The organism is Mycobacterium sp., assembly GCF_044370595.1.
Lineage (GTDB): Bacteria > Actinomycetota > Actinomycetes > Mycobacteriales > Mycobacteriaceae > Mycobacterium.
In genome coordinates this window covers 1-10,225 of the sequence record NZ_JBILVF010000125.1, presented here as the reverse complement: position 1 = coordinate 10,225, position 10,225 = coordinate 1, and the positions used below count along the sequence as shown (strand labels likewise).

At 66.2% G+C, this 10,225-nt stretch carries 8 protein-coding genes; 3 read left to right on the top strand and 5 right to left on the bottom strand.

The annotated features are described in order from the left end of the window. Positions 1–88: 88 nt before the first annotated feature. Positions 89–1,249, top strand: coding sequence for an acyl-CoA dehydrogenase family protein (locus ADBZ5N_RS14355; RefSeq protein WP_526258451.1), 1,161 nt, complete (start codon positions 89–91; stop codon positions 1,247–1,249). A gap of 8 nt (positions 1,250–1,257) precedes the next feature. Here ADBZ5N_RS14355 and ADBZ5N_RS14350 read toward each other — a convergent pair whose 3' ends face one another. After that, positions 1,258–2,790: a carboxylesterase/lipase family protein gene (locus tag ADBZ5N_RS14350; protein WP_526258449.1), complete on the bottom strand. Its 1,533-nt coding sequence runs from the start codon at positions 2,788–2,790 to the stop codon at positions 1,258–1,260. Positions 2,791–2,846: 56 nt separating this feature from the next. Further along, positions 2,847–3,782 (bottom strand): hotdog family protein, encoded by a 936-nt coding sequence (locus tag ADBZ5N_RS14345; protein WP_526258455.1) that lies wholly within the window; start codon positions 3,780–3,782, stop codon positions 2,847–2,849. 114 nt (positions 3,783–3,896) lie between these two features. On the opposite strand from ADBZ5N_RS14345, the gene ADBZ5N_RS14340 reads away from it, so the two are divergent. Continuing rightward, entirely contained in the window at positions 3,897–5,051 is a 1,155-nt protein-coding gene (locus ADBZ5N_RS14340) for an acyl-CoA dehydrogenase family protein (protein WP_526258447.1), read from the top strand. On the opposite strand, the gene fadD4 is transcribed toward ADBZ5N_RS14340, so the two are convergent. From fadD4 to ADBZ5N_RS14325, 3 genes are all read right to left on the bottom strand, one after another. Next, positions 5,048–6,574: a fatty-acid--CoA ligase FadD4 gene (fadD4, locus tag ADBZ5N_RS14335; RefSeq protein WP_526258445.1), complete on the bottom strand. Its 1,527-nt coding sequence runs from the start codon at positions 6,572–6,574 to the stop codon at positions 5,048–5,050. The two genes, ADBZ5N_RS14340 and fadD4, sit on opposite strands and share 4 nt — an antisense overlap. 71 nt (positions 6,575–6,645) lie before the next feature. Then, positions 6,646–8,475, bottom strand: coding sequence for a phosphoenolpyruvate carboxykinase (GTP) (locus ADBZ5N_RS14330; RefSeq protein ID WP_526258443.1), 1,830 nt, complete (start codon positions 8,473–8,475; stop codon positions 6,646–6,648). Positions 8,476–8,629: 154 nt separating this feature from the next. After that, entirely contained in the window at positions 8,630–9,487 is an 858-nt protein-coding gene (locus ADBZ5N_RS14325; RefSeq protein ID WP_526258441.1) for a hypothetical protein, read from the bottom strand. 96 nt (positions 9,488–9,583) lie between these two features. Here ADBZ5N_RS14325 and trmB point away from each other — a divergent pair. Beyond that, positions 9,584–10,225 (top strand): tRNA (guanosine(46)-N7)-methyltransferase TrmB (gene trmB, locus ADBZ5N_RS14320; RefSeq protein WP_526258453.1); only part of this gene is annotated, 642 nt, incomplete at its 3' end.

Below are 10,225 nucleotides of genomic sequence, written 5' to 3'. Positions count from 1 at the left end.
ACCTGCGGCGGGCCCGCACCGACGCCCAGATCTTCGGCGACCCGGCATGGCACCGGGAACGCTATGTGCGCCTGCGAGAGGAAATCTGATGACTGAGGACTCCCTCCGTGCCGAAGTCCGGCAGTGGTTGGCCGAGAATTGGGACCCCGCCACGGAACGTGGCGAATGGTCCCGCCGTGTGTTCGACGCCGGTTGGTCGGCCCCGAGTTGGGAGCCGCAGTGGGGTGGCCGCAGCCTTACGGACTCTCAATCTCGAATCGTGGCAAAGGAATTCGCCGCCGTCGGCGCCCGAGGAACCGGCCAGGACCGTGCCGATCTGCTGGCCTGCACCGTCCACGACCTGGGCACCGAAGCTCAGAAGCAACGGCTGATCCCGCCGTCCGTACGGGGCGAGACCCGCTGGTGCCTGCTCTACAGCGAACCTGGTGCCGGGTCCGATCTGGCGGGACTGCGCACCCGGGCCGATCGCGACGGCGACGACTGGATCGTCAACGGGCAGAAGGTCTGGACGTCCTTCGCCAAGGCTGCCGACTACGGCTTGCTGGTCGCCCGCACCGACTGGGGCGTTCCCAAACACAGGGGCATCAGCTTCTTCATCTTCCCGATGCGCCAACCTGGCGTGGAGATCCGGCCGATTCATCAGATCACCGGGGAGTCGGAGTTCAACGAGGTCTTCATCACCGATGCGCGGGTCCCGCACGACAACCTCATCGGCGAGCCCGGCGGTGGCTGGCCGGTACTGCAACTGGCGCTGGCTTACGAGCGACGGCTGATGGGCGACCTGGCCCGCACCTCACGGGCCAGCCGGGATCTCAAGCCCGACGCCGACAGTCTTGTGGGGATGGCCCGGTCGTCCGGCAAACTGACCGACTCCTACATCCGCCAGGAGATCGCCCAGGTGGATGCCTACGCCGCGGTGAACCGGTGGAATACCATGCGCGCCAAGGCAACCAGTGACCGCGCCGAAGCGGCCACCCTGATGGCGCTCGGCAAGATCGCGATGTCGCGCATCCTGCACAGGACCGCCCGTGTGCAGACCGACATCGTCGGCCCGGAATCGATGCTGACCGGCCCGGACAACCCGGTCGGCGATGGCGTCACCTTCCGCACGCTCAACGCGTATTTCACCTCCATCGGCGGCGGCACCGATCAGATTCAGCGCAACATCGTCGGCGAACGCATCCTGGGGCTGCCCAAAGAGCCCGAACCCTACAAAGACACCCCGTTCCGGGACCTTCCCACCGGCTAGGGGTTTGCTCAGCGGAAGTGCAGAATGTCGTTACCCCACGCTGAACGGATGCGCTCGTCCGCGTCGTACACCAGCCGGTCGGTGCGGTCCATCACCAGGCAGGCGCGGTCGGTCTCCTGGTACGGCGTCCAGTCGGGCTCCCCGGCCGGCCCGGTCGGCTTGGCCGTCGCCGCGAAATTCGCCCACCGGGCCCGGACCCGTTTCGACAACGCTTTGGCCGGCTTGGCCCCGCCCAATTTGAGGGTGACGTCTTTGGGGGCACCGAGAGTGCCCCACACGTAAGGCAATTCGGTGGCGTGGGCGGCCCCGACCAGCAGCAGCTTCATGATTGGTGTGGAGTAGTCGAAGCGGTAGAGGTACACCGGTGCCACCCTGCAGTGCCCCTCGGCCAACCACACCGACGGCATCCGGAAACCGACATCGCTGGCGATGCTCATGACGCCGCCCTTGCCCCGATAGGTCGACCCGAGTTGCTCCTCGGTGGGCAGTTGAAGGTCGGGCTGCTCAGCGGCGATCTCGTTGAACATCGAGGTGATGGCCCGCGGCGTGATCGGCATCAGGGGTGACCGCATCAGCCGGAACAGGGCAGCCTCGTTGCGGTTGGTGCCGATGATCAGCGGCACCGGATGAGTGCGGCCCTGCCGGGCGAGGTGCACCGGGTAGTCGTGCAACAGGTCACCGTCGATGATCGGCACGAAGGCCAGAGTGCCGGGATTGCGCACCGGCACCTCATCGAAGACCTTCTTGGTGGCCGACAGCAGCGCGGGCACATCGACGTCCGCGAGTCGGTGGGCCTCGGAGTCCCTCAGGCCGAGATACTCCAGCACCTGACCGGTGACCCGCTGGGCGCGGCTCTGGTCGTACACCGAGGTGGCGGGGGAACTCTGGGCGATCGCGTTGGCGAACAGCCCTTCGGCTTGCGGGATAGCCAACAGGGTGGTGACGATTCCGGCGCCGGCGGACTCACCGAACAGCGTGACCCGGGATGGGTCGCCGCCGAACGCGGCGATGTTGTCCCGGACCCAGCGCAACGCCGCCAGCACATCGCGCAACCCGATGTTGGAATCAAACGTGCGCCGACCGCTGTGTTGGGACAGGTCCAGGAAGCCGAAGACCCCGATCCGGTAGTTCAACGTCACCACCAGCACATCACCGCTGGCGGCCAACCGGCGACCGTCATAGAGCGGCTGAGTGCCCGACCCGAGGACATACGCCCCGCCGTGCAGCCACACCATCACCGGTTTGGCATCACCCGGTGCGGTGCCCGACGGGGCCCAGATGTTGAGGAACAAGCAGTCTTCGTTCTCGGGGGCGCCGAGGTCCAGTGGGAAATTGGGCACCGGAGGCTGCGGGCAGACGCATCCGAAAGTGTCGGCGTCGGCGACCTCAGTCCAGGGCCTGGGAGGCTGCGGGGCTCGAAATCGGAGGTCACCGACCGGAGGGGCGGCGTAGCGAACACCCTTCCAAGACATCGACTTGCCGTCATCAATGCCGCGGACGGGGCCGTAAGCCGTGTCCACGACGGGGTGTTGGAGGGACATCGAATCTCCTGACGGGTTTTTGCTACGGACCTAGGCTACCTGCGGTTAACAGCCATTCAGAACAGCAGCACGCGGTACCGCCAGTCCAGCACCGGCCGGTCACGGCCGGTTTCGCCATCAGCGGAAACCCCGATGGCGTAGGCCTGTGACCGCAGGCTCAGCACCCCGCCACGGTCCTGCGGCAGCACCCGGGCCGCTTCGATCGTCAGGTCGCTGTAGAGGGTGTCGCCCTCGTACACCGGGCCGGTGTGGTCACAGGACTGCCAACTCAGGACAGCCGCCAGATTGGGCAGTAACCGGGTCGCCTGCGCCAGGGCAAGACCAATGGTGTGCCCGCCGTACACCAGTCGGGCGCCTCCGGCCCGGAAATCATGGTGGGTCGCCGCGACATTCAGGGTTAGCCGAGCCAGTTCGGGCGCGGAGGTGACGACGTCGGCTGTGCTTCGCAGCACCGATCCGGCCAGATCCGGAGTGAAATACGGTCCGGGGACCCGCTCGCGGAACGCGGCGGCGTTCCACTGCGCCACCGGGTCGGGGTCTGGATCGGGCCCCGAACCGACCGCGGAGAGGTCATCGTCATACCCGGTGTCACCCGCGCCGGGCTGGCACGGCAGCATCGCGCAGCGGTAGAAGTCCAGGACCAACCGGCCGACCTGGTCGATGGTGGTCATCCGCAGCGCCGCCAGGCCGGTCGGCTCCCGTCCGGGTTTGACCCTGTTCTGCCGCAGGCCGACGACCTCGGTGCGGGTGAACAGGCTGTCACCCACCAGCGGGAAGCGGTGGAAGATCAGGCCCCGGTAAAACAGGTTGGCCTTCACCCGCTGGGTAACCAACGTCGACTGCCCGACCGCGACGTCGCATATCAACGCGGGGTGCACCAGCACGCCCGGCACACCGGTAACCGCGTGGGTCAATTCGGCGTCCAGCGCCAGCCTCAGCCGGTCGCCGAGGATCGCTTGATGGGCCGCCGCCACACCCGGCGTCAGTGTCATCGACGGGGCCGAGTCGAAGACCTGCCCGACGGACAGATCATCGAAGAACGGGCCGCCGACTAAGTCCACGGCTGCCAGTCTGACACTGTGCGCCTGTGTCACGATGGGGTCGAAATGCCCGAACTCAGCGACGAAGAGACCCTTCTGGTCCAGACGGTGCGCGCATTCGTCGACCGCGAGGTCAAACCGACGGTGCGCCAGACCGAACAGGCCAATACCTACCCGCACGTCTGGATCGAGCAGATGAAGCGGATCGGGATCTACGGCCTGGCTATCAGTGAACGCTACGGCGGCTCGCCGGTGTCGATGCCGTGCTACGTCGAGGTGACCCAGGAACTGGCACGGGGCTGGATGAGCCTGGCAGGTGCGATGGGCGGCCACACCGTGGTGGCCAAGCTGCTCGAGGACTTCGGCACCGAGGCCCAGAAGCAGACCTACCTGCCGGCCATGGCGACCGGTGAGTTGCGGGCGACCATGGCGCTGACCGAGCCCGGTGGCGGATCGGATCTGCAGAACATGGGATGTGTCGCCCGGCGTGACGGCGCAGAACTGGTGATAACCGGGTCGAAAACCTGGATCAGCAACGCCCGTCGCTCGGGGCTGATCGCGCTGCTGTGCAAGACCGATCCGCAGGCCGACCCACGACACGCTGGCATTTCGGTAGTGCTGGTCGAGTCTCCGGCGGCCGGGCTGACCATCTCGCGTGATCTGCCCAAACTCGGCTACAAGGGCGTCGAGTCCTGCGAGTTGGTGTTCACCGACTGTCGGGTCCCGGCATCGGCGGTGCTCGGCGCGGTGCCGGGTATGGGTTTCTCCCAGATGATGAAAGGTCTTGAGACGGGACGGATTCAGGTGGCCGCCCGGGCGTTGGGTGTGGCGACTGCCGCCTTGGAGGACGCCCTGCGCTACGCCCAGCAGAGGGAGAGTTTCGGTAAGCCGATCTGGAAGCACCAGTCGATCGGTAACTACCTGGCGGACATGGCCACCAAGCTGACCGCGGCGCGTCAACTCACCCGCTACGCGGCGCAGCGATACGACAGCGGTGCACGCTGTGACATGGAAGCCGGGATGGCCAAACTGTTCGCCTCAGAGATGGCGATGGAGATCGCACTCGATGCCGTGCGCATTCACGGCGGGTACGGCTATTCGACCGAGTTCGACGTGGAACGTTATTTCCGCGACGCACCGCTGATGATCGTCGGTGAGGGCACCAACGAGATACTGCGCAATGTGATCGCCGCCCAGTTGGTGGCCCGCGGCGGAATCTAGGTGGCCGAGTACTTCTCGATCAGACTCTGCTTGTACAGCTTGCCGGTATCGGTGCGCGGCAACTGGACCTCGAAGGAGATCGACCGCGGACACTTGTAGTGCGCCAAACGTTCTCGCAGCCACACCAGAAGATCCTCGGCGAACTGCGTGCTGGCCTCACTGTGGTCGACGAGTTGCACCACACCCTTGACTGACTGGCCCATCTCCTCGTCGGGAATGCCGAACACCGCCGCATCCATCACCCGGGGATGGGTGACGAGGATGTTCTCGGCTTCCTGTGGGTAAATGTTCACCCCGCCCGAGATGACCATGTGGTGCCGTCGGTCGGTGAGGTAGAGGTAGCCCTCGTCGTCCAGATAGCCGATGTCACCGACGGTGCGCCAGCCCTGCCGACTGGTGGTGGCGGCCGTCTTCGCCGGGTCGTTGAGGTACTCGAATGACGATGCGGTGTCGAAATAGATCTCCCCGGCTTCACCGGGGGGAAGTTCGTTGCCCTCCTCGTCGAGGATGTGCAGAGCCCCGTTCATCGCCCGGCCAACCGAACCGGGTCGGGCGAGCCACTCGTCGGCGGTGATGAGGGTGGATCCGTGTGCCTCCGAAGACGCGTAGTACTCGTCGATGATGGGACCCCACCAGTCGATCATCTGTTTTTTGATGTCGACAGGACAGGGAGCGGCGGCATGGATGACCCGCTCCAGGGTCGAGATATCGTACGCATCGCGCACAGCCTCAGGCAGTTTCAGCATCCTGGTGAACATCACCGGCACGAACTGACCGTGCGTGACGCGATGCCGTGCGATGGCATCCAGCGTCCCTTCGGCGTCGAAGCGCTCCATCACCACGACAGGGATGCCGGCGGCTTGAAATGACATCGACCAGACGTTCGGGGCGGTGTGGTAAAGCGGAGCAGGGCTGATGTAGACACCGTCGGGGTTGGCCCAGAACGAGACGAGCGCCGTCATCAGGCCGGGCGCTTGGGAGGGCGGCAAATGGGTGAGCGGCCGTTTGATTCCCTTCGGGCGGCCGGTAGTTCCCGACGAGTACTGCAGCAGATCACCCTCCACCTCATCGGCAATCGGTGTAACCGGCTGCTCAGCAACAGATTCCGGGTAGTTGAGCCAACCGTCCAACTCCGCCCCGGCCATCATGCGTAGTGGGGGAAGTCCGCCCGGAAGGTGGTCGGCAAGTTCACGGCAGACCCCGAGCAGTTTCGCCGAGGCGATGATCGCCTTCGCCGAACTGTTGTCGATGATGTAGGCAGCCTCCGCTGCGGTCAAATGCGTGTTGATCGGCACGTAGTACAAACCGGCCCGCCGCGCTCCCCACATCACCGTGTGGAAGTGCTCGTTGTTGTCCATCAGCACCGCGACGGCATCGCCCTCAGCCAACCCGACTGCCCGGAAGGAATGCGCCAACTGATTCGCCCGGGCCTCCAACTCGCCAAAGGTGACGACCGTGCCGGACGGGTACATGATGACGGCCGGTTTGTCGGGGTTTGCTTGCGCCTGCTCTCGGATCTGCATGATCCGATCACCCCACCTCGCGGGAGGTGACGCAGTCGACGGCCAACTGCGCCGAATTCCGCGTCGTCGAATTATGCGTCGGCATCGTTCAGGCGCTGCTTGAGAGCCTCGAACTCGTCGCGTACCCCGGTCGGCAGTTTCTCACCGAGGAAGGCGAACCACTCCTCGATATCGGGCAGTTCGGCCCGCCACTCCTGCGGATCGACCGCGAGTGCCTCGGAGACATCGGCGGCTTCGACGTCAAGGCCACCGAGGTCCATGTCCTCCACCGCCGGCACGATACCGATGGGGGTCGTCACCCCGTTGGCCTTGCCTTCGACGCGTTCGATGATCCACTTGAGCACCCGACTGTTCTCACCGAACCCGGGCCAGAGGAACCGGCCGTCAGCGCCGCGGCGGAACCAGTTGACGAAAAAGATCTTTGGCAGTTTCGACTCGTCGGCGTTCTTGCCCAGGTCCAGCCAGTGCTGGCAGTAGTCACCGGCGTTGTAGCCCAGGAACGGCAGCATGGCCATGGGGTCGCGTCGGATGGTGCCGACCTGCCCCTCGGCGGCTGCGGTCTTCTCGCTGCCCAGGGTGGCACCGATGAATACGCCGTGCTGCCAATCACGGGCCTGGGTCACCAGTGGAACCGTGGTCTTGCGCCGGCCGCCGAAGAGGATGGCCGAGATCGGAACGCCCTGCGGATCGTCCCACTCGGGGGCCAGGGTCGGGCACTGCGACATCGGTGTGCAGTACCGCGAGTTCGGATGCGCTGCAGGCTCATCCGAATCGGGCGTCCAATCCCGGCCCCGCCAGTCGACCAGATGCTGCGGGTCGCCCTCCAGGCCCTCCCACCACACGCCGCCCTCGTCGGTGAGCGCAACATTGGTGAAGACAGTGTTGCCGGCGGCGATGGTCTTCATCGCGTTGGGATTGGACGTCCAGTTGGTGCCGGGAGCCACCCCGAAGAAACCGAACTCGGGGTTGACCGCATACAGTCGGCCGTCCTTGCCGAACCGCATCCAGGCGATGTCATCGCCGAGGGTCTCGGCCCGCCAACCCGGGATGGTGGGCTGGATCATCGCCAGGTTGGTCTTGCCGCAGGCCGACGGGAACGCCGCAGCGACGTAGTAGGCCTTGTTCTCCGGGGAAATCAGCTTGACGATGAGCATGTGCTCGGCGAGCCAGCCCTCATCGCGAGCCATCACCGAGGCGATCCGCAGCGAGTAGCACTTCTTACCCAGCAGCGCATTTCCGCCGTAGCCGGATCCGTAACTCCAGATCTCACGGGTTTCCGGGAAGTGGCTGATGTATTTGGTGTCGCTGCACGGCCATGCAACGTCCTGCTGGCCCTTCTCCAGTGGGGCGCCCAGGGAATGCAACGCCTTGACGAAGAAACCGTCGTTGCCGAGTTTGTCCAGCGCCGCCTTACCCATCCGGGTCATGGTCCGCATCGACACCACGACGTACTCCGAATCGGTGATCTCAACCCCAAGCTTGGGGTCTTCAGCGCCCAGCGGCCCCATGCAGAACGGAACGACGTACATGGTCCGGCCCCGCATACAGCCGCGGTACAGATCGGTCATGACAGCGCGCATCTCGTCGGGCGCCATCCAGTTGTTGGTGGGGCCGGCGTCGATCTCCCGCTCGGAGCAGATGAAGGTCCGCGACTCGACGCGGGCCACATCGGAGGGGGTGGAGCGGGCCAGATACGAAGCGGGGTCCCCGGTGGCGCTCAGAGCTGTGAAGGTGCCGGCCGCCAGGAGCTGAGCACACAGCCGCTGATATTCCTCGTCGGATCCGTCGGCGAACACCACCCGGTCGGGTTGGGTGAGTTCTGCGACCTCGCGAACCCAGGAAAGCAGTACCGCGTGCGCGGTAGGTGCGTTGTCCAGACCGGGGATGGTCGCTGAAGTCATCGTTTCTCCCGCGTTGGTTGTTGCCAGGAGCTGGCCTTTCCGCGCAACCTGCGGAGAGGATTCGCCGTCCTGTCTGAAGATTAACGCGGACGTGACATTGCCCGGTAATTGGGTGTAACACCTGCGCGCGTAGCCCCCGACCAGACGCCCCCGATCAGACCCCGGCGCATTCCGCGGCGAGAATCCGGGAGAGCAACCGCTCTTCGAGCACCAGGCGCAAACTGGCGGCGATCTCGAGGATCCAGCGTTCCGCTGCCGCCCGCTCGGCCAGCAGGCGACGCGCCAGGACGATCCACGATGTCAGCGCCAGCCCCAACAGCCCACCACAGATGGCCGCTGCGGGCGTCCACTCGGGCCGCAGGTCAGCGACCATACGACCGATGCTCAGCGACACCCCGACACCGAATCCTGCACCGATCAGGGTGCTCAACCGGTTCTCCAGTCCCGGCCGGCGTCGGGCCGGCAACCGCTCCTCGCCCGGCAAATCCGACCATCCGGCCGCCTCGATGGGCAGGCCCAGCTCTGCCAGCCGACCCGACACGGTCTCGTCGAAGTCGGCGATCACCCGCAACACCTCATGCCGCACCCGCTGACCGAATGCGCAGATCTCCGATCGGCCCATACCCGCAGCCTGCGCCGCCAGATCGTCACGCAGGGCGCCGCACACCGTGCGGGCCTGACCGCTCAACTGCACCCGCGCCAACTGGGCGGATGCGCGCCGCCGCACCGGATCGGGGGCCTCGCTGGAACTGCCTGGGCGCCGACCGGACGGCACCTCCGGCACCCCGCCGGCCGCTGCCCAGAGGCGCAGCGAACCCCGGGCGACATCCCGGCCGCACGACCGGTGCAGATCCGACACCGGCCCGTTGCTGTAGTGGTGCCAGTAGACCGCGCGGCGCAGATGCGCATCGGCACTGCGGCCGGCGTCGACCTCCAGTCCGGCGTCGCGCAGCACCCGGGCGGCGGCGTGCATCCGAGCCACGATCTGCGAATCGGAGCAGCTGCGATCCACGGCGTCATAGTGGCAGCCGCCTGCCGCGGCCGCGAGTCACCGCCAAGGCAACTGTTGGGTATCAATCTGCGCCGCGATGCGGGCATCGGGGTCCGGATGGGCCACCATGGATCAATGCATGCGCAGCCCCAGGGCTCCCTCACGCCCCCGGACAGCCCTGCCACCGCCACCCACCACCCTCGCCGGGTGACCAGTTTCCGATCACGGCGCTCCGCTCTGACCGAAGCGCAGCAGGAGATCTGGGACCGCCTGTGGCCGACGCTCGGCCGGCCGGCGATCACCGACTCGGCGACGACGGAACCTATCGATGTGGCGGCGTGGTTCGGCCGGGGCGGAGCGGATCTGGTCTGCGAGATCGGTTGCGGGACCGGCACCTCCACGGTTGCCATGGCTGCGGCCGAGCCCCACACCGACGTCATCGCAGTGGAGGTCTACCGTCGCGGTCTGGCTCAGCTGCTCAGTGCCATCGACCGGCAGAATGTGCCGAACATCCGGCTTATCCGCGGTGACGGGGTGGACGCGCTCGAGCAGCTGATCGCCCCAACAATGCTCACCGGCGTGCGGGTGTTTTTCCCCGACCCGTGGCCCAAGTCACGTCATCACAAACGCCGGCTGCTGCAGCCCGCGACGATCGCGCTGATGGTCGATCGGTTGCGGCCCGGCGGCGTCCTGCACGTGGCGACTGACCACGCCGGTTACGCCGAGGAGATCGCCGAAGCCGGCGACGCCGAACCGCGA

Coding starts and splice junctions, on each gene's coding strand:
- ADBZ5N_RS14355 (WP_526258451.1), top strand. CDS start 89: ATGACTGAGGACTCCCTCCGTGCCGAAGTCCGGCAGTGGTTGGCCGAG.
- ADBZ5N_RS14350 (WP_526258449.1), bottom strand. CDS start 2,790: ATGTCCCTCCAACACCCCGTCGTGGACACGGCTTACGGCCCCGTCCGC.
- ADBZ5N_RS14345 (WP_526258455.1), bottom strand. CDS start 3,782: ATGACACTGACGCCGGGTGTGGCGGCGGCCCATCAAGCGATCCTCGGC.
- ADBZ5N_RS14340 (WP_526258447.1), top strand. CDS start 3,897: ATGCCCGAACTCAGCGACGAAGAGACCCTTCTGGTCCAGACGGTGCGC.
- fadD4 (WP_526258445.1), bottom strand. CDS start 6,574: ATGCAGATCCGAGAGCAGGCGCAAGCAAACCCCGACAAACCGGCCGTC.
- ADBZ5N_RS14330 (WP_526258443.1), bottom strand. CDS start 8,475: ATGACTTCAGCGACCATCCCCGGTCTGGACAACGCACCTACCGCGCAC.